Genomic DNA, 18,273 nt, shown 5'->3' on the forward strand with positions numbered 1-18,273 from the left:
TTCGTCTTTCTGATCGAGGACACCGACGCGGCGCGCGACACCGAGGAAAGCTACCGGGCGCTGCTCGACGCGCTGCGCTGGCTCGGTCTCGACTGGGACGAGGGGCCGGAGGTCGGCGGGCCCTACGGGCCGTACCGGCAGTCGCAGCGCGGCGAGATCTACCGCGACGTGGTGGCGCAGCTGCTCGAGGCCGGCGAGGCCTACTACGCCTTCTCGACGCCGGAGGAGGTCGAGGCGCGGCACATCGCCGCGGGCCGAAACCCCAAGCTGGGCTACGACAACTTCGACCGGCAGCTGACCGATTCGCAGCGCGCGGCGTTCCTCGCCGAGGGCCGTCAGCCGGTGGTGCGGCTGCGCATGCCCGACGAAGACATCGCGTGGGACGACCTAGTGCGCGGCACGACCACCTTCGCGGCGGGCAGCGTGCCCGATTTCGCGCTGACCCGCGCGAGCGGAGATCCCTTGTATACGTTGGTCAACCCGCTCGACGACGCGCTGATGAAGATCACCCATGTGCTGCGCGGCGAGGACCTGCTGTCGTCCACCCCGCGCCAGCTGGCGCTGTATGCGGCGCTGACGCGCATCGGTGTGGCTGAGCACACACCGCAATTCGCGCACCTGCCCATCGTGTTGGGCGAGGGAACCAAGAAGCTGTCCAAGCGCGACCCGGAGTCGAACCTGTTCGCGCATCGCGACCGGGGCTTCATCCCCGAGGGCCTGCTGAATTACCTTGCGCTGCTGGGATGGGCGATCGCCGACGACCACGACCTGTTCACCCTGGACGAAATGGTGGCCGCATTCGACGTCGTCGACGTCAATTCCAATCCGGCCCGATTCGACCAGAAGAAGGCCGACGCGCTCAACGCCGAGCACATCCGGATGCTCGACGTCGCCGACTTCACAGCCCGCCTGCGCGACTACTTCGACACGCACGGCCACGACACCGGGCTGGATGACGCCGGATTCGCCGAGGCCGCCGAGCTGGTGCAGACGCGCATCGTCGTCCTGAGCGACGCGTGGGACCTGCTGAAGTTCCTCAACGACGACGAATACGAGATCGAGGAGAAGGCCGCCGCCAAGGAGCTCGGGCCGGACGGCGCCGCGGTTTTGGACGCGGCGCTGGCCGCGCTGGACGGCGTGACCGACTGGACAACCGAGCGGATCGAGGCCGCGCTCAAGGCCGCGCTCATTGACGGCCTGGCGCTCAAACCGCGCAAGGCGTTCGGCCCGATCCGCGTCGCCGCGACGGGAACAACGATCAGCCCGCCGCTGTTCGAATCGCTCGAGCTACTGGGCCGCGAGCGCAGCATGGCGCGGTTGCGGGGCGCGCGCGACGGGGCCGTCTGAGTTTTTGGTAGTCTGCACAGCGGTTTACAAAGGCCGACGACGGCCGGCCACGACGGCGCGGGACACCGCAGAACCGTTGTGACCAGCGGTTTTAGGCAGCCAATGGGGTATGGTGTAATTGGCAACACAGCTGATTCTGGTTCAGCCATTCTAGGTTCGAGTCCTGGTACCCCAGCAAGATCGCGGCACGGCTTGCGATTAGGTCGCCCTTGTTGGGTGAGCTATGCTGGCAGCTCGGATCGGTTCAGGCCCCGTCGTCTAGCGGCCTAGGACGCCGCCCTCTCACGGCGGTAGCGTGGGTTCGAATCCCATCGGGGCTACAAACAATTACTGGCCGGTCCCCAGCACGGCCGGGGCGGTCGACCCGCCCACCGGCATGGGCGGCAATCCGAGCTTGCGGTGATCCCACGAGCGCGCGCGGCGGGCGACGATGCGCACGCACACCCGCTTGTTCATCATCTGCTCGACGAAGGGCTTCATTTCGTCGGTGTAGGGGCCGGTGTAGCGCTCGAACACGCTGACACCCACCCGGTGTGCGACGTCGGGATCGTCGACGATCTCCGCGACGCCCTCGAACGACACCCCGCGCAGCGTGTCGTAGGTGTCGCCGTCCTCGATCAGAAAGCTCACCCGCGGATCCCGGGTGAGGTTCACCGCCTTCTGCGACTTGGCCTTGGTCTCGAGCCAGACCTCGCCGTCGACGACGGCGTACCACATGGCGGTCAGGTGCGGCTGGCCGTCGGGGCCGACGGTGGCCAGTGTTCCGGTGCGGCTCTTGACGACGAAGTCGGCGATCTCGTCCTCCGACATGACGATGCTCGCGCGCTGATTGGTTCCCATGGCCGTCAGTTTGTCAGGCGGGTTGCGGGTGAGTGTGCGGTGGTGGCTTTCGGTGTGCGCTGAGGGCGGGAAATGTGCAACGTCGGCGCCCTGGATGCACACGCGCCACGGGGGCTAGAGCCGGCGGGTGAGCGCCTCAGCGGCGGACAACAGATCGGCGGCCCAGCGGGCCCCGGGCCGTCGCCCGATTCGATCGACGGGCCCCGACACCGATATCGCGGCGATGACGACACCGCGGCCGTCACGCACCGGCGCCGACACGCTCGCCACGCCGGGCTCGCGCTCGGCGACGCTTTGCGCCCAACCCCGCCGGCGCACTTCGGCCAGCGCCCGGTCGGTGAATTTCGCCGTCGGCAGCACGGCCTTCTGGACGGTGGCGTCGGCGTAGGCGAGTAGCACTTTGGCCCCCGAGCCCGCCGTCATCGGCAGGCGCGCCCCGACCGGAACCGTATCGCGAAGACCCGCAGCCGGTTCCAGGGCGGCTACGCAGACCCGCGACGTGCCCTCGCGGCGATACAACTGCACGCTCTCGCCGGTGGTCTCGCGCAGGCCGGGCAGCACCGTGGCGCTCGCGGCCAGCAGCGGATCGTTGACGCGGCCGGCCAATTCGGTGACGGCCGGACCGAGTCGCCAGCGCCCTTCGTCGTCGCGCGCCAGCAGCCGATGAACTTCCAGCGCGGCCGCCAGCCGATAGGCGGTGGCCCGGGGCAAGCCGGTCCGCTCGCACAGTTCGGCCAGCCCGCACGGGGATTCCGCGATCGTATGCAGCACGCCCACCGCTTTGTCGAGGACGCCGATGCCGCTATGCTGTCTCACAAGGAGATACTAGCGTCTCGCATTCTGAGACAACAGCCGAAAGACCGGATAGGGGCGAATTCGATATGGGATCCGAAGCCAAGCCGCGCACCCTGGCCGAAAAGGTTTGGGACGACCACGTTGTGGCGTCCGGGGGCGGTGCCGAACAAGCGGGGGCCCCTGACTTGATCTACATCGACCTGCATTTGGTGCACGAGGTCACCAGCCCGCAGGCGTTCGACGGCCTGCGCCTGGCCGGCCGGCCGGTGCGGCGCCCCGACCTGACGCTGGCCACCGAGGACCACAACGTGCCGACGGTCGACATCGACAAGCCGATCGCCGATCCGGTCTCGCGCACCCAGGTCGAGACGTTGCGGCGCAACTGCGCGGAATTCGGCGTCCGGCTTTATCCGATGGGGGACATCGAACAGGGCATCGTGCACGTCGTCGGTCCGCAGTTGGGGCTCACGCAGCCGGGGATGACGATCGTCTGTGGCGATAGTCACACGTCCACGCATGGCGCATTTGGCGCGCTGGCCATGGGGATTGGCACCTCGGAGGTGGAGCACGTGCTGGCCACCCAGACGTTGCCGCTGCGGCCGTTCAAGACGATGGCGGTCAACGTTGACGGGCAGTTGCCCGCCGGCGTCACCGCCAAGGACATCATCCTCGCGCTGATCGCGAAGATCGGCACCGGCGGGGGACAGGGTCACGTCATCGAATACCGGGGCAGCGCCATCGAATCGCTGTCGATGGAAGGCCGGATGACGGTCTGCAACATGAGCATCGAGGCCGGCGCCCGGGCGGGCATGGTGGCGCCGGACGAGACCACGTACGAATTTTTGCGTGGGCGGCCGCACGCGCCGACCGGCGCGCAGTGGGACGCCGCGGTGCACTACTGGCAGCAGTTGCGCACCGACCCCGGCGCCGTCTTCGACACCGAGGTCTACCTCGACGCGGCCTCGCTGAGCCCGTTCGTCACGTGGGGAACCAACCCCGGCCAGGGGGTGCCCCTGGGGGCGGCGGTGCCCGACCCCGAACTGATGACCGACGACGGCGAGCGGCAGGCCGCCGAGAAAGCCTTGGCGTACATGGACCTTCGACCGAGCACGCCGATGCGCGAGATCGGCGTGGACGCCGTGTTCGTCGGCTCTTGTACCAACGGTCGTATCGAAGACCTGCGGGTGGTGGCCGACGTGTTGCGCGGCCGCAAGGTCGCCCCGGGGGTGCGGATGCTCGTCGTGCCGGGCTCGATGCGGGTGCGCGCGCAGGCTGAAGCCGAAGGGCTGGGCGAGGTTTTCACCGCCGCGGGCGCCGAGTGGCGCCAGGCGGGATGCTCGATGTGCCTGGGCATGAACCCCGATCAGCTGTCGCCGGGCGAGCGGTGCGCCGCCACGTCCAACCGCAACTTCGAAGGGCGGCAGGGCAAAGGGGGCCGCACCCACCTGGTATCGCCGGCCGTCGCCGCGGCGACGGCGGTGCGGGGCACGCTGTCCTCGCCGGCCGACTTGAACTCCAACTGATTTGAATCGAGGACGAAATGGAAGCCTTTCGCACCCACACTGGGATCGGAGTGCCGCTGCGGCGGTCCAATGTCGACACCGACCAGATCATTCCGGCGGTGTTCTTGAAGCGGGTAACCCGAACCGGTTTCGAGGACGGGTTGTTCGCCACGTGGCGCTCGGATCCGTCATTCGTGCTCAATCTCAGCCCCTTTGACCGCGGCTCGGTTCTGGTGGCCGGACCCGATTTCGGCATCGGGTCGTCGCGCGAGCATGCGGTGTGGGCGCTCATGGACTACGGGTTCCGGGTGGTCATCTCGTCTCGGTTTGGTGACATTTTCCGGGGCAACGCCGGCAAGGCGGGCCTGTTGGCGGCGGAAGTTTCTCAGGACGGCGTGGAACTGCTTTGGAAGCTCATCGAGGGCAGCCCGGGCTTGGAAATCACTGCCAATCTTCAAGATCGAAATATCACCGCCGGAACGACGGTGCTGCCGTTCAAGATTGACGACCACACCGCGTGGCGATTGCTCGAGGGTCTCGACGATATAGGCCTTACGCTGCGGAAACTCGACCAGATCGAGGCATTCGAGTCGGCGCGCCCGGAGTGGAAACCGCGCACTCTGCCCGCCTCCTGAAGGGTCGATCGCGACGGCGATTTCACCTCCGACCGTTTAGGTAGCCCGTCTTATTTTGCCCCCGCGCCACCGGTCAAGGGCGGCAACCGGATTGCGAAAAATTCGTTCGTTCCGGCCTGAAATTGCGCGTGGCTCTTGGAAATTTGCTGGGTGAGGGTTTACCGTGTTCGCAGTCGGTTCCCAAAAATGGGACCACTGGCTTCGGAGGGTTTGGATGAACAAAGCAGAGCTCATAGATGTGCTCACACAGAAATTGGGCTCGGACCGTCGGCAGGCGACCGCCGCCGTCGAGAATGTTGTCGACACCATTGTGCGCGCGGTGCACAAGGGCGACAGTGTGACCATTACCGGGTTCGGTGTCTTCGAACAGCGGAAGCGCGCGGCGCGGGTGGCCCGCAATCCGCGTACGGGCGAGACGGTAAAGGTGAAGCCGACGTCGGTCCCAGCGTTCCGGCCCGGTGCCCAATTCAAAGCGGTTGTGTCTGGCGCACAGCGCCTCCCGGCGGAAGGACCTGCAGTGAAACGTGGTGTTGTAGCGGCCGGCGCAGCCAAGAAGGCGGCGAAGAAGGCTCCGGCGAAGAAGGCGGCGAGCAAGGCTCCGGCCAAGAAGGCTCCGGCCAAGAAGGCCCCGGCCAAGAAGGCCGCCGTGAAAAAGGCCCCGGCCAAGAAGGTCGCTACCAAGGCTCCGGCCAAGAAGGCCGCAGTGAAGAAGGCTCCGGCCAAGAAGGCCGCCGTGAAGAAGGCCCCGGCCAAGAAGGCCGCAGTGAAGCGGGCTCCGGCCAAGAAGGCGGCGAGCAAGGCTCCGGCCAGGAAGGCTCCTGCCAAGAAGGCCGCCGCTCGGCGCGGTCGCCGGTAGGAAGTTCCAGACGCGGATACCCTTCGGGGTGGCGGCAAATGCCCCACCCGGAGGGTATTTGCGTGTCAGGCCCGCACGTTGGCGGCCAGCGCGCCGCCGATGTGGTCGGCCGCCACCAGGCGGCCGCCTGACAGGGACAGCACCCACGTGCTGCCCTTGTGGTTGCGCGATTTATCGGCGCGCACTCCGTCGCGTTCGCACCACCAGGCGATGAGGTCCGGAATCACCTTGCCCTGCGTGCAAATCACCGGGGTGTCTGCCTCCTCGGCGATGCGCAGCATCCGGTGGCGCGCGCGCTTGGGGCTCTTCGCGTACGACTCCTCGGTAAGGGCGGGCTCGTTGTGGACCGTCACACCGAGTTCCTCGGCGAGTGGTTCGACCGTCTGGTGACAGCGCAGCCGGTCCGCCGCATACACGTCGGTGGCGCCGAAGGCCAGCAGCTGGGGAACCAGTGCCTCGGCCTGCGCGCGTCCCCGCTTGTCGAGCGGGCGTTTGGTGTCGTCGCCTTTGAAACGTGATTTCCGGCCGGCGGTGCCATGCCGGACCACGAGCACGGTGCGCGTGTCTTCGGGCTGTTTCGCGAAGTGGCGCAACATCTTTCGATCGTGCGGGTAGGTGAGCCTGTCCTTCGCCTCGGCGACCGGCAGCCACACCAACTCATCGACCTCGCGTCCCGGCGTGAATTCGCCGCCGGTGTCGCGCGCCGCCCAGTAATAGACCTTCTTGACGCCTTGCTCGATCGGATAGCTCACCATGTCGAGCCGCCGGCCGAGAATGGAGCGGTGGCCCGTCTCCTCTAACACCTCGCGGACCGCCGCCACCGGGGCGGTCTCGCCGGGGTCCACCTTGCCCTTCGGCAGCGACCAGTCGTCGTAGCGGGGGCGGTGGATCAGGGCCACCTCGAGGCTCGGGTCGGCCGGGTCGTCGCCCGCCCTGCGCCACAGCACCGCGCCCGCCGCGTACACGATCTTGCTTCCGGACCGCCGACCCGCCGATGAGGTCTGGTTCGACACCTAAACTCCTGCAGGTCAATTCGCTCGCGGTCGTGGATGCGACCTGGAAGCTACCACACGGTGTCAGGGGCTGCGGTGCCGCTCCATCAGCGATTCCTGATGGTCGCGCACGGTGTGACCCTCCTGGGGCGACGCGGTCCACTGCCCGTCGGGACCCAGTTCCCAGCACCGGGTCGAGGGGTCCAACGCGGACTCGAACAAGTCGTCCAGATAGGCCGTGAGTCGCGGATCCTTGACCTGAACCAGCGCCTCGACGCGCCGGTCGAGATTGCGGTGCATCATGTCGGCGCTGCCGATCCAGAACTCGTTGAGGCGGTTGAAATGCATGATCCGCGAGTGCTCCAAGAAGCGGCCGAGGATCGAACGGACCGAGATGTTCTCCGAAAAGCCTTCCGCTCCGGGGCGCAGCGCGCAGATGCCGCGCACCACCACCTCGACCCGCACACCGGCCCGCGACGCGCGGTACAACGCGTCGATCACCTGCTCGTCGACCAGAGCATTCATCTTCATCCGGATCCGGCCGCCGCCGTGTTCGCGGTGGGCGGCGATCTCGCGCTCGACGCGTTCGATTATGCCCGTGCGAATGCTGTGCGGGGCGACCAGAAGATTGCGGTAGGAAACCTTGCGCGAGTAGCCGGTTAGCGAATTGAACAAATCGGTCAGATCGGCCCCGATTTCGGGGGACGCCGTGAGCAGACCGACGTCCTCGTACAGCCGCGCCGTCTTCCCGTTGTAGTTGCCGGTACCGATGTGGCAGTACCGGCGGATCGCCGAGCCTTCGCGGCGCACCACGAGGCAGGTCTTGCAGTGCGTCTTCAGTCCGACGTAGCCGTAGACCACGTGCACGCCCGCCTGCTCAAGTGTGCGCGCCCAGCGGATGTTGGCCTGTTCGTCGAAGCGCGCCTTGATCTCCACCATGGCCACCACTTGCTTTCCGGCCTCGGCCGCGGCGATCAGCGCCCGCACGATCGGCGAATCACCGGAGGTGCGGTACAACGTCTGCTTGATCGCCAGCACGTTGGGGTCGGCGGCGGCCTGCTCGATGAATCGCTGCACGCTGGTGGAGAACGAGTCGTACGGATGATGAAGCAGCACATCGCCTTCGCGCAGCGTCGCGAAGATGCTCCGCGGGGTTTCGCGGTCGGCGAAGGCGGGGTGGGTGTCGGGAACGAATGTCGGATCCTTGAGCGCCGGCCGCTCGATGCCGTAGATCTGCCACAACGACGAAAGGTCGAGCAGGCCGGGCACTTCGATGACGTCACCGGGATGCACGTCGAGTTCACGCAGCAGCAGTTCCAGCATGCTTTCGGTCATGTCGTCGGCGATCTCGAGCCGCACCGGCGAACCGAAACGCCGGCGCGCCAGCTCCCGCTCCAGGGCCTGTAGCAGATCCTCGTCGCGGTCCTCTTCAACCTCGTAGTCCGCGTTGCGGGTGATGCGGAACGCATGATGCTCAACGATTTCCATGCCCGGGAACAGCTCGGGCAGGAAGGCCGCAATCAGTTCTTCCATCGGGAGATAGCGGACGATTTCCGGTCCCTCACCGTCGGCACCGCGGATGTCGAGTTCGACGAAGCGGTCGACGTTGTTCGGCACCTTGACCCGGGCGAAGTGCTGGCCGCCATCCTCGGGCTGGCGCACCATGACCGCGAGGTTCAGGCTCAACCCGCTGACGAACGGGAACGGGTGAGCGGGATCGACGGCCAGCGGCGTCAAGACGGGAAAGACTTGCTCGGTGAAATAGGTCGACAACTCGTCGCGCTCCGCCTGATCCAGATCGGCCCACGTGACGATGTGGATGCCTTCCTCGGCGAGCGCCGGTCGCACCGAATCGAGGAACACCCGCGCGTGCCTGGTGGCGATTCGCTGGGTCTGTTCGCCGATGCGGGCCAGTTGCTCACGCGGTGTCAGCCCGTCGGCCGACCGTACGGACAGGCCCATCTCGTCGCGGCGCTTGAGGCCGGCGACCCGCACCATGTAGAACTCGTCGAGATTGGATGCGAAGATCGCCAGGAACTTCGCGCGCTCCAGCAGCGGCAGCGAGTTGTCGTCGGCCAGCGCGAGCACGCGCGCGTTGAAGTCGAGCCAGCTCAGTTCGCGGTTGAGGTAGCGATCCTCCGGCAGCTCGTCGGAGATCGCGGCGGGGGTCGCGGCCGGTGGTGCGGCCACGTCGGCCTCGCCGGAATGCCATGTGGTCTCGTCGGGGCGTGCCTCGGCTTCGGTTTCGGTCACCATGCGATCATTGCTCATCACCCGCTGTGCTGCTAGCGCTCGGCGGACATCCATTCGCAGTTGGCGCGCCGTTCATCGCTCGTACAGATTTGCTGTGGCGGGGTTTCGTCACCGCTGCGCTCGCACTATTTGATGGCGCGGGCGGTCGCCGCGCCGACTCCAAGACGACGCGCGGCCACGAGGTCGGCGGGGGTATCGACATCGCAGCGCAGGCCGGGCCACGCGCCCGTCAGCTCGATCGCGCCCGAACGCCGGTGCCGCGCGCATGAATCCGGGCCGAACCGCGGATCCAGCGGGGCTCCGAACGCGCAGAGCGCGGCGGTTCCGGTGGCCAGCCGATCGGCGACGAAGCTGCGTCGGTGCTGGCGCGCGGCGGCGATCGCCTCGGCCAGCTCCTGGGTCTGCAGCGCAGGCAAATCACCTTGCAGCACAACGACATTGGTGAAGACCCCGGCGACCGCTCGTTCGGCGGCGACGATCGCACTGTTCAGCGGGTCCTGGTCACCCTCGGGCGTCGGGTCGGCCAGCACGGCTGCCCCGAGTTCGGCCGCCGCGGCCGCCGCGGCGTCGTCGGGCGTGACGACGGTGATCGACCCCAGCGCCTCGACGCCCGACGCGGCGGTGAGCGTGTCGACCAGCATGGCCAGCACTACCTTCTCCCGCCGCGGCGCCGAGAACACCGGGGCCAGCCGGGTCTTGGCGGCGGCCAGCCGCTTGACGGCGATGATCAACGCGACATCCCCCGCGCCGTCGTCCGCCCCCTCGGCCCGTGTGCCGCTCATTCCGCCATCCTGCCAGCGCGACCGCGCCGACCCGGCGTCGCGGTAGCGTGATCCGCGTCGAGGACATAACCGCTCGGACGGGGGTGACTGATGGCCGGCACAGACGGCGCCGTTGCGGTGATGGGCGCCGGTGCCTGGGGCACGGCACTGGCCAAGGTGCTCGCCGACGCGGGCGGACCGGAAGCACAAGTTGTGCTGTGGGCGCGGCGCTCCGATGTCGCCGACGAGATCAACGGCACCCGATATAACCCCGCCTACCTGCCTGGCACGCTGTTGCCGCCCGGCATCCGCGCCACCACCGATGCGAGCGAGGCCCTGGCCGGCGCGACGACGGTGCTGCTGGGGGTGCCGGCGCAGACGATGCGCGGCAACCTCGAGCGGTGGGCGCCGTTGGTGGCCGACGGCGCGACCCTGGTCAGCCTGGCCAAGGGCATCGAGCTGGGCACCCTCATGCGGATGAGCCAGGTCATCGTTTCGGTGACCGGCGTGGATGCCGCACAGGTCGCGGTCATCTCGGGCCCGAACCTGGCCAGTGAGATCGCCCAGTGCCAGCCCACCGCGACGGTCGTCGCGTGCAGCGATTCCGGCCGCGCGGTCGCCGTGCAGCGCATGCTCAACAGCGGCTACTTCCGTCCCTATACCAACAGCGACGTGGTCGGCACCGAGATCGGCGGGGCGTGCAAGAACGTCATCGCGCTCGCCTGCGGGATGGCGGCAGGCGTCGGGCTCGGCGAAAACACCGCCGCAGCGATCATCACCCGCGGCCTGGCGGAGATCATGCGATTGGGGATAGCGCTCGGCGCCAAGGGGGCGACGCTGGCCGGGCTGGCCGGCGTCGGAGACCTGGTGGCCACCTGCACCTCGCCGCACTCGCGCAACCGGTCGTTCGGCGAATGCCTGGGCCGCGGCGGGACCCTGGAGTCGGCCACGCAGGCGGGCCAGGGGCACGTCGTCGAGGGCGTGACGTCCTGCGAGGCGGTGCTGGCGCTGGCGTCCAGCTACGACGTCGAGATGCCGCTCACCGACGCCGTGCACCGGGTGTGTCACAAGGGTTTGTCGGTGGAGGAGGCGATGGCGCTGCTGCTGGGCCGCAGCACCAAGCCCGAATGAGGCGCCCCGGCGAGCGAAAGCCCAGGTGGCGGTGCGGTGCCCGACCCTTGCGCGTAGGTACCGGTAGCCTCTCCAGGTTGTGAATGCCAGCCAGCGCGTGCGCGTCGCCGTCGTGTTCGGCGGGCGCAGCAACGAGCACGCTATCTCGTGCGTGTCGGCGGGCAGCATCCTGCGCAACCTCGACCCGCAGCGCTTCGAGGTGATCGCGATCGGCATCACCCCGCAGGGTTCGTGGGTGCTCACCGACGGCGACCCGGATGCGCTGGCGATCACCGATCAGCGGTTGCCCGAGGTGACCGCCGATTCGGGCACCGAGCTGGCCCTGCCGGCGGATCCGCGGCGCGGCGGTGAGCTGGTTTCGCTGTCGCCTGGCGCCGGCGAAGTTTTGACGGCGGTCGATGTGGTGTTTCCGGTGTTGCACGGCCCCTACGGCGAGGACGGCACGATCCAGGGGCTGCTCGAACTCGCCGGGGTGCCCTACGTCGGCGCCGGGGTGCTGGCCAGCGCCGCGGGTATGGACAAGGAGTTCATGAAGAAGCTCCTTGTCGCCGAGGGACTTCCGGTCGGTCCCCACGCGGTGCTGCGCGCGCCGCGGGCGGCGCTCAACCTCGACGAGCGCGAGCGTTTGGGCCTGCCGGTGTTCGTGAAGCCCGCGCGCGGCGGCTCCTCGATCGGCGTCGGCCGGGTCGCGAGTTGGGAGGAGCTGCCCGCCGCCGTCGCGAACGCCCGCCGGCACGATCCGAAGGTCATCGTCGAGGCGGCCATCAACGGTCGCGAGCTGGAGTGCGGCGTCCTCGAAATGCCCGACGGCACAGTGCAAGCCAGCACGGTAGGCGAGATCCGCGTGGCCGGGGTGCGGGGCCGCGAGGACTCGTTCTACGACTTCGCGACGAAATACCTCGAGGACGCAGCCGAATTGGATGTGCCCGCGAAGGTCGAGGACGACATCGCCGACGCGGTGCGCCAATTGGCGATCCGCGCGTTCAAGGCCATCGACTGCCAGGGCCTGGCCCGGGTCGACTTCTTTCTCACCGAAAACGGGCCGATCATCAACGAAATCAACACGATGCCGGGTTTCACGACCACCTCGATGTACCCGCGGATGTGGGCGGCCAGCGGCGTCGACTATCCCACCCTGCTGGCGATCATGGTGGAGACGGCGTTGGCGCGGGGCGTGGGTCTGCGCTGACTCGTGGCGATCGCAAGCGCGGCGTAGCCGGGCGCGGCGGGTCGCCGCCATTGGGTTCGTGGCGATCGCAAGCGCGGCGTAGCCGGGCGCGGCGGGTCGCCACCATCGGGTTCGTGGCGATCGCAAGCGCGGCGTAGCCGGGCGCGGCGGGTCGCCACCATCGGGCTAGCGCGCGGGTGCCGGGTCGATCGGCACGGCGGCGATGGTGTGGTCGATCGCCTCGGAGACCTGCTGGATGGGCGTCGGTCCCGATCCCGCGGGCAGCGTGAGCGCCACGTACACCGGCCGGTCGACCGTGTACCAGGTGGCGCGCCCGGCCTCACCCGCGGATTGCTGGCCGGCGGTGACCTCGAACCACTGCACCCGATCGACGACCTGGATCGGCGATCCCACCACGAACTCCGCGGGACGGTCGAGCCCGCAGCGCAACACCACCGGCTGGCTGTCGGGCGAGGTCCGCCAGGCCGCCGCGCCCTCGGGCGCGGGCTGCGCCAGCTGCGCGCGTTGATAGTCCCCGAGCCGCTGCGGCAGCGCGTCCGTCAGCGCCCGGCACGCGGCGCTGTTCGCCTGGGGCGCGGGGAAGGCCGCGACGGTCACCGGTTGCGGCGGCGCCTGGCGGGTGGCCGCGATGGCCAGGATCACGCCGATCGCCACGACGGCCAGCACCACCGCCGCGATCATCACGGCGCGCGGTGGTCCGGTATCGGTAACTGGGCCGCTTGCGGGGTCGGTCGTCACCGCCCGCGCACCTCCTTGCTTCTCTTACACTGGCGCGGTCCGCTCGCGCGGGCAGGGATCTAACTTACCGCAGGTCGGGCGGCGTACGGTGGCGCGGGACGGGCGAGGAGGTGGCGTGCGCGACGACACATCGGGGGAGTTCCCTACGCTGGCGCGGCTCGGAGAATTCGCGGTCATCGATCGGCTGGTGCGCGGCCGCCGGCAGCCCGACGCGGTGCTGCTCGGGCCCGGCGATGACGCGGCGCTCGTGGCGGCGGGCGACGGTCGCACGCTGGTTTCGACCGATGTCCTGGTGCAGGACCGGCACTTTCGACTGGACTGGTCGACACCCCGCGAGGTCGGCCGCAAAGCGATCGCCCAGAACGCCGCCGACATCGAGGCGATGGGCGGGCGGCCCACGGCCTTCGTCGTCGGCTTCGCGGCGCCCGGCGACACGCCGGCTGCGCGGGTCGACGCGCTGGTCGAGGGGATGTGGGACGAGGCGGGCCGGATCGGCGCCGGCATCGCCGGCGGCGACCTGGTCAGTGCCCCGCAGTGGGTGCTGTCGGTGACCGTGCTGGGCGACCTCGAGGGCCGCGCTCCCGTGTTGCGGTCCGGCGCGAAGCCCGGCTCGGTGGTCGCCGTCGCCGGTGAGCTGGGCCGCTCCGCGGCGGGGTATTCGTTGTGGGAGAAGGGCATTGATGGTTTCGAGGAGCTGCGGAGCCGCCACCTGGTGCCGGAGCCGCCCTATGGGCAGGGCGCCGCGGCCGCGGCAGCGGGTGCGCAGGCGATGATCGACGTCTCCGACGGCCTGATCGGCGACCTGCGCCACGTCGCGGAGGCCTCCGGGGTCGGGATCGATTTGTCCACCGCGCCGCTGGCCGCGGACCGCGACGCGCTGGCCGCCGCCGGGCACGTGGCCGGCGAGGACCCCCTGGCGTGGGTGCTCGGCGGCGGCGAGGACCACGCCCTCGCCGCGTGTTTCGCCGGCCCGGTGCCGCGGGGGTGGCGCGTGATCGGCCGCGTGCTCGACGGGCCGACCAGGGTGCTCGTCGACGGCGCGGAGTGGAGCGGTTACGCGGGCTGGCAGTCTTTCGCCCGGTGACGATGCGGGCCGCGTCGCGGCCCGAGGAGGAGGCGGGCATCTGAGTGGGCGCTAGGGTGACGCGGTGACCGTCTACGCGATCGCCCAGCTGAAGTTCACGGACCGGGCGGCCTACGACCGGTACCAGGCGAGGTTTATGGAGGTCTTCCGTCGGCACCCGGGAGCGCTGCTCGCCGCCGACGAGTCGCCGAAGGTCGCCGAGGGCCAGTGGGACCGCGAGAAGCTGGTGTTGATGCGCTTTCCCGACGAGGCGTCCTTTTACGCATTCGTGCAATCGCCCGAATACGAGGAGATCGCGAAGGACCGACGGGCAGGGGCCGACACGGTGGTGCTGCTTGTGCAAGGGCTGCAATGACCGCGCGGCCGTTGAGCGAGCTCGTCGAGCCGGGCTGGGCCACCGCGCTCAAGCCCGTCAGCGACCAGGTCGCCCAAATGGGGCAGTTCCTGCGGGACGAGATCGCCGCGGGTCGCCGGTACCTGCCGGCGGGACCAAACGTGTTGCGCGCCTTCACCTATCCGTTCGACGGCGTCCGGGTGCTGATCGTCGGGCAGGATCCCTACCCGACGCCCGGGCACGCCGTGGGCCTGAGCTTCTCGGTGGCCCCCGACGTGCGGCCGCTGCCCCGCAGCCTGGCCAACATCTTCGACGAGTACACCGCCGACCTGGGCCACCCCCAGCCGGCGTGCGGCGACCTGACGCCCTGGGCCGAGCGCGGCGTGATGCTGCTGAACAGGGTGCTCACGGTGCGACCCAACAACCCGGCATCGCACCGGGGCAAGGGGTGGGAGGCGGTGACCGAGTGCGCGATTCGCGCGCTGGCCGAGCGGTCGCTACCGCTGGTGGCCATCCTGTGGGGGCGCGACGCGTCAACGCTGAAACCCATGCTGGCCGAAGGCAATTGCGTGGCGATCGAATCGCCGCATCCGTCGCCGTTATCGGCGTCCCGCGGCTTTTTCGGCTCGCGCCCGTTCAGCCGCGCCAACGAGCTGCTGGCCGGAATGGGCGCCGACCCGATCGATTGGCGGCTGCCGTGACCGAGATGACCGCCCTGCGCGCGCACCGCCGGGGTGGCCCGGAGGTGCTGGTCATCGAGCGCGCGCCCATCCCGGTCCCCGCCGCCGGCGAGGTCTTGGTCGCGGTGCACGCCGCGGCCATCACGTTCGACGAGCTGACCTGGGACGAGACGTGGACTACCGAGGGCGTCAGCCGGATCCCGGTCATCCCGTCGCATGAAGTGTCTGGTGTCGTGTCCGAGATCGCCTCCGGCGTAACGGATTTCAAGCCCGGCAACGAAGTGTACGGATTGGTCGGATTCGATCGCGACGGCGCCGCGGCCGAATACGTCGCGGTGCCGGCCGCCGACCTGGCCGCCAAGCCTTCGACGGTGTCGCATGCTAGTGCGGCCGCGCTGCCGATGGGCGGGCTGACCGCCCTGCAGGCCCTGGTCGACCACGCCGCGGTGCGGCCTTCAGAGGCGGTGCTGGTGCACGGCGGGGCGGGCGGGGTCGGGCTGCTGACGGTCCAACTGGCCGCGATCCTCGGGGCGCGAGTCACCGCGACGGTGCGCAGCGATGCCGGCGAGCTCCTGCGCGGTTTGGGTGCCGCACGCGTAATCGACGTTCGCTCAGAAGCTTTCGACGAAGGCGCCGCCGCCTACGACGTCGTCATCGACACCGTCGGCGGCGAGACCTTGGATCGATCCTTCGGCGTGCTGCGTCGCGGGGGACGGCTGGTCACCCTCTCGGCGCCCCCGCCGGCCGGCAAGGCCGATGAATACGGCATCACCGCAACGTTCTTCATCGTCACGCCGAACGGTGAACAGCTTGCCGAACTCGCCGCGCTCGTTGACGGCGGGCGGCTGCACCTCGAAATCGCTGGGACGTTTCCCCTGGCGAAGGGGCGAGAGGCGTTCGAAAGCGGGCGTATGCCGGGCCGGCGCCCGGGCAAGACCGTGATCGTCGTTCGGGACTAGTCTCGCTGCGCCGAACCGTAACTAGCCGCGGACGACCTTGCCGGCCTTGATGCAGGACGTGCAGACGTTCAGCCGCTTCTTGTTGCCACCCGGGCGGGTCACGACGTGCACGGTCTGGACGTTGGGGTCCCACCGGCGGCTGGTGCGGCGGTGGGAGTGCGACACCGACTTGCCGAAGCCGGGGCCTTTCCCGCAGATATCGCACACAGCGGCCATCGTTCAAGCTCCTCAAATGATCGGGGTCCGGCTCGGCGGTCTGGCTAGGGCCGGGACAGCCCGGAATGACTCGGGCCAGCCCAGGATACCGACTGACATGGGCAACCACCAAAACGATCAACACTCGTGCGGCGACGTGGCCCCGGCATTGTCGTCCGCTCTGGCTAGGCTCGATGGGTCGGCGCGTTCAGGCAGAGGGCGCGCCGCCGTGGCCGGCCGCTGGGAGGCTCCGAGGGAGGTGGGTCGCTTGGGCACGTCAGAGGCGCTGCTGGACGCCCCTGCCCTGCGGAACTGGGCCCACACCGCCGTCAGCGACCTGATCACCCACATCGACGAGATCAACCGGCTCAACGTCTTCCCGGTCGCCGACTCCGACACGGGTGCGAACATGCTGTTCACCATGCGTTCCGCGCTGGCGGAGGCTTCGGCAGGAGCGGGCGCGGACGGCGGGGACGGGTGCGTGGCGCGGGTGGCGGCGGCCCTGTCGGCCGGCGCATTGAACGGCGCGCGCGGCAATTCCGGGGTGATATTGTCGCAAATCCTGCGCGGCATCGCCGATGTCACCGCGGCCGCGGCGGCCGAGGCGGGCGGCGAGCTGCCCCATATGGACGCCGCCATGCTCGGGGCAGCGTTGCGGCGCGGCGTGGAGCTGGTCATCGCGTCGATGGGCGGCGCCGAAGTCCCGGGAACCATCGTCTCGGTGTTGCGGGCCGCCGCCGAGGCCGTCGAGGGTTGCGCCGACGAGGGGCTGTCCGCCGCGATCACAGCAGCGGGCGATGCGGCGGTGATCGCGCTGGAAAAGACCCCCGAGCAGCTTGACGTCCTCGCCCATGCCGGTGCCGTGGACGCGGGCGGGCGTGGCCTGCTGGTGCTGTTGGACGCGCTGCGCTGCGCCGTCAGCGGTCAGGCGCCCCGCCGCGCGGTGTACGCGCCGTCGCCGCGGGCGCACCGGCCGGAAGCGGCCGCCGAACAACCCGCGCCGCAGTTTGAGGTGATGTACCGGCTGGACGGCTGCGATTCCGCGGCCGCGGACGCGCTGCGCAATCGGCTCGAGAGCCTCGGGGAATCCGTGGCCATCGCCGCGGCCGCCGCGCAGGAATCCACCGACAGCTATTCCGTGCATGTGCACACCGACGACGCCGGCGCCGCCGTCGAGGCGGGACTGGCGGCCGGGCGACTCAGCCGCATCGTCATCTCGGCGCTGACCTCGGGTGCCACCGGGATGCCCGCCGGCGGCTGGACGCGCGAACGCGCGGTGCTGGCCGTGGTGGACGGCGACGGCGCCGCCGAGCTGTTCTCCGGCGAGGGCGCCTGCGTGCTGCGGCCCGATCCGGACATCGGCGACATCAGCGCCCACCAGCTGGTGCGGGCCGTCGTCGACACCGGCGCCGCCCAGGTGATGGTGCTGCCCAACGGGTATGTGGCCGCCGAGGAGTTGGTGGCCGGCTGCACGGCGGCCATCGGGTGGGGGATCGACGTCGTGCCCATACCGACGGGCTCGATGGTGCAGGGGCTGGCCGCACTGGCCGTGCACGACGCGGACCGGCAGGCGGTCGACGACGGCTTCACCATGGCCCGCGCCGCCGGCGCGGCCCGGCACGCGTCGGTGCGGGTCGCGACCGAGAGCGCGTTGACGTGGGCCGGTCGCTGCCAGCCGGGCGACGGCCTGGGCATCGCGGGCGACGAGGTGCTCATCGTGGCCGCCGACGTCGCCGGGGCGGCGATCGGCCTGCTCGATCTGCTGCTGGCGTCTGGGGGCGACCTGGTGACCGTGCTGATCGGCTCCGGCATTGATGACCAGGCCGCCGCCGCGGTGGGTGACGTCCTGCAGGACCACGTGCACGACCACCATCCGGGGACCGAGCTGATGACCTACCGCACCGGCCACCGCGGCGACGTCCTGCTGATCGGGGTCGAGTAGCCGTGGCGTCGCTGTCGGATCGGCTGACCTTCACCGTGGG

At 69.4% G+C, this 18,273-nt stretch carries 18 protein-coding genes and 2 tRNA genes; 13 read left to right on the forward strand and 7 right to left on the reverse strand.

The window, feature by feature from the left end; genetic code table 11:
* The 3 genes from gltX to A5706_RS13475 all read left to right on the forward strand — a co-directional run.
* Positions 1–1,347: glutamate--tRNA ligase (gene gltX, locus A5706_RS13465; protein WP_068131316.1), on the forward strand; the 1,347-nt coding region annotated here is incomplete at its 5' end.
* A gap of 103 nt (positions 1,348–1,450) precedes the next feature.
* Positions 1,451–1,522, forward strand: a tRNA-Gln gene (locus tag A5706_RS13470).
* Between the two features lie 72 nt (positions 1,523–1,594).
* Positions 1,595–1,667 (forward strand) — tRNA-Glu (locus A5706_RS13475).
* 7 nt (positions 1,668–1,674) lie between these two features.
* Here the strand turns inward: A5706_RS13475 and A5706_RS13480 are convergent.
* Together A5706_RS13480 and A5706_RS13485 are read right to left on the reverse strand one after the other, a co-directional pair.
* Complete coding sequence (locus A5706_RS13480; protein WP_067153361.1) at positions 1,675–2,187, reverse strand: pyridoxamine 5'-phosphate oxidase family protein; 513 nt, start codon at positions 2,185–2,187, stop codon at positions 1,675–1,677.
* Between the two features lie 114 nt (positions 2,188–2,301).
* Positions 2,302–3,003 carry an IclR family transcriptional regulator gene (locus A5706_RS13485; protein WP_068131318.1) on the reverse strand — a complete coding sequence of 234 codons (702 nt, stop codon included), beginning with the start codon at positions 3,001–3,003 and terminating at the stop codon, positions 2,302–2,304.
* A gap of 65 nt (positions 3,004–3,068) precedes the next feature.
* Here A5706_RS13485 and leuC point away from each other — a divergent pair, with 65 nt between their 5' ends.
* The 3 genes from leuC to A5706_RS13500 all read left to right on the forward strand — a co-directional run bounded on the left by leuC (position 3,069) and on the right by A5706_RS13500 (position 5,975).
* Positions 3,069–4,505, forward strand: coding sequence for a 3-isopropylmalate dehydratase large subunit (gene leuC, locus A5706_RS13490; protein WP_068131320.1), 1,437 nt, complete (start codon positions 3,069–3,071; stop codon positions 4,503–4,505).
* Positions 4,506–4,522: 17 nt separating this feature from the next.
* Positions 4,523–5,119 (forward strand): 3-isopropylmalate dehydratase small subunit, encoded by a 597-nt coding sequence (gene leuD, locus A5706_RS13495; RefSeq protein WP_068131322.1) that lies wholly within the window; start codon positions 4,523–4,525, stop codon positions 5,117–5,119.
* A gap of 214 nt (positions 5,120–5,333) precedes the next feature.
* A complete protein-coding gene (locus A5706_RS13500; RefSeq protein WP_068131324.1) occupies positions 5,334–5,975 on the forward strand; it encodes an HU family DNA-binding protein in 642 nt (213 codons plus the stop codon).
* A 65-nt stretch (positions 5,976–6,040) separates the two neighbouring features.
* Here the strand turns inward: A5706_RS13500 and A5706_RS13505 are convergent, their stop codons facing one another.
* The 3 genes from A5706_RS13505 to cofC form a co-directional block, all read right to left on the reverse strand.
* A complete protein-coding gene (locus A5706_RS13505) occupies positions 6,041–6,988 on the reverse strand; it encodes an NUDIX hydrolase (RefSeq protein WP_068131326.1) in 948 nt (315 codons plus the stop codon).
* A 63-nt stretch (positions 6,989–7,051) separates the two neighbouring features.
* Positions 7,052–9,241 carry an RNA degradosome polyphosphate kinase gene (locus tag A5706_RS13510; protein WP_068131328.1) on the reverse strand — a complete coding sequence of 730 codons (2,190 nt, stop codon included), beginning with the start codon at positions 9,239–9,241 and terminating at the stop codon, positions 7,052–7,054.
* A 104-nt stretch (positions 9,242–9,345) separates the two neighbouring features.
* Positions 9,346–10,002, reverse strand: a complete 657-nt coding sequence (gene cofC, locus A5706_RS13515) for a 2-phospho-L-lactate guanylyltransferase (protein ID WP_068131329.1) — start codon at positions 10,000–10,002, stop codon at positions 9,346–9,348.
* 90 nt (positions 10,003–10,092) lie between these two features.
* Between cofC and A5706_RS13520 the strand changes: the two genes are divergently transcribed.
* Both A5706_RS13520 and A5706_RS13525 read left to right on the forward strand, forming a co-directional pair.
* Positions 10,093–11,112, forward strand: a complete 1,020-nt coding sequence (locus A5706_RS13520) for an NAD(P)H-dependent glycerol-3-phosphate dehydrogenase (RefSeq protein WP_068131332.1) — start codon at positions 10,093–10,095, stop codon at positions 11,110–11,112.
* Between the two features lie 79 nt (positions 11,113–11,191).
* A complete protein-coding gene (locus tag A5706_RS13525; RefSeq protein ID WP_068131334.1) occupies positions 11,192–12,301 on the forward strand; it encodes a D-alanine--D-alanine ligase family protein in 1,110 nt (369 codons plus the stop codon).
* A gap of 165 nt (positions 12,302–12,466) precedes the next feature.
* On the opposite strand, the gene A5706_RS13530 is transcribed toward A5706_RS13525, so the two are convergent.
* Positions 12,467–12,982, reverse strand: a complete 516-nt coding sequence (locus A5706_RS13530) for a DUF3515 domain-containing protein (protein WP_082964348.1) — start codon at positions 12,980–12,982, stop codon at positions 12,467–12,469.
* A gap of 172 nt (positions 12,983–13,154) precedes the next feature.
* Between A5706_RS13530 and A5706_RS13535 the strand changes: the two genes are divergently transcribed.
* The 4 genes from A5706_RS13535 to A5706_RS13550 all read left to right on the forward strand — a co-directional run bounded on the left by A5706_RS13535 (position 13,155) and on the right by A5706_RS13550 (position 16,096).
* A complete protein-coding gene (locus tag A5706_RS13535; protein WP_068131341.1) occupies positions 13,155–14,123 on the forward strand; it encodes a thiamine-phosphate kinase in 969 nt (322 codons plus the stop codon).
* A gap of 64 nt (positions 14,124–14,187) precedes the next feature.
* On the forward strand, positions 14,188–14,478 hold the full coding sequence (locus A5706_RS13540) for a DUF1330 domain-containing protein (RefSeq protein ID WP_068131344.1): 291 nt from the start codon (positions 14,188–14,190) through the stop codon (positions 14,476–14,478).
* Positions 14,475–15,158 (forward strand): uracil-DNA glycosylase, encoded by a 684-nt coding sequence (locus A5706_RS13545; protein WP_068131346.1) that lies wholly within the window; start codon positions 14,475–14,477, stop codon positions 15,156–15,158. The genes A5706_RS13540 and A5706_RS13545 overlap by 4 nt, the downstream gene beginning before the upstream one ends.
* A 5-nt stretch (positions 15,159–15,163) precedes the next feature.
* Positions 15,164–16,096: an NADP-dependent oxidoreductase gene (locus A5706_RS13550; RefSeq protein WP_068131349.1), complete on the forward strand. Its 933-nt coding sequence runs from the start codon at positions 15,164–15,166 to the stop codon at positions 16,094–16,096.
* A 21-nt stretch (positions 16,097–16,117) separates the two neighbouring features.
* On the opposite strand, the gene rpmB is transcribed toward A5706_RS13550, so the two are convergent.
* Positions 16,118–16,312, reverse strand: coding sequence for a 50S ribosomal protein L28 (gene rpmB / locus A5706_RS13555; RefSeq protein WP_066930307.1), 195 nt, complete (start codon positions 16,310–16,312; stop codon positions 16,118–16,120).
* 247 nt (positions 16,313–16,559) lie between these two features.
* Here rpmB and A5706_RS13560 point away from each other — a divergent pair, with 247 nt between their 5' ends.
* Positions 16,560–18,233, forward strand: coding sequence for a DAK2 domain-containing protein (locus A5706_RS13560; RefSeq protein ID WP_156767102.1), 1,674 nt, complete (start codon positions 16,560–16,562; stop codon positions 18,231–18,233).
* Positions 18,234–18,273: the final 40 nt, after the last annotated feature.

This window comes from Mycobacterium sp. E796 (genome assembly GCF_001672815.1).
Classification (GTDB): Bacteria; Actinomycetota; Actinomycetes; order Mycobacteriales; family Mycobacteriaceae; genus Mycobacterium.

What these genes read in the sequence shown, in the direction of transcription:
- A5706_RS13480 (WP_067153361.1), bottom strand. Translation starts at nt 2,187, where the DNA reads ATGGGAACCAATCAGCGCGCGAGCATCGTCATGTCGGAGGACGAGATC.
- leuC (WP_068131320.1), top strand. Translation starts at nt 3,069, where the DNA reads ATGGGATCCGAAGCCAAGCCGCGCACCCTGGCCGAAAAGGTTTGGGAC.
- leuD (WP_068131322.1), top strand. Translation starts at nt 4,523, where the DNA reads ATGGAAGCCTTTCGCACCCACACTGGGATCGGAGTGCCGCTGCGGCGG.
- A5706_RS13500 (WP_068131324.1), top strand. Translation starts at nt 5,334, where the DNA reads ATGAACAAAGCAGAGCTCATAGATGTGCTCACACAGAAATTGGGCTCG.
- cofC (WP_068131329.1), bottom strand. Translation starts at nt 10,002, where the DNA reads ATGAGCGGCACACGGGCCGAGGGGGCGGACGACGGCGCGGGGGATGTC.
- A5706_RS13520 (WP_068131332.1), top strand. Translation starts at nt 10,093, where the DNA reads ATGGCCGGCACAGACGGCGCCGTTGCGGTGATGGGCGCCGGTGCCTGG.
- A5706_RS13530 (WP_082964348.1), bottom strand. Translation starts at nt 12,982, where the DNA reads ATGATCGCGGCGGTGGTGCTGGCCGTCGTGGCGATCGGCGTGATCCTG.
- A5706_RS13545 (WP_068131346.1), top strand. Translation starts at nt 14,475, where the DNA reads ATGACCGCGCGGCCGTTGAGCGAGCTCGTCGAGCCGGGCTGGGCCACC.
- A5706_RS13550 (WP_068131349.1), top strand. Translation starts at nt 15,164, where the DNA reads ATGACCGCCCTGCGCGCGCACCGCCGGGGTGGCCCGGAGGTGCTGGTC.
- rpmB (WP_066930307.1), bottom strand. Translation starts at nt 16,312, where the DNA reads ATGGCCGCTGTGTGCGATATCTGCGGGAAAGGCCCCGGCTTCGGCAAG.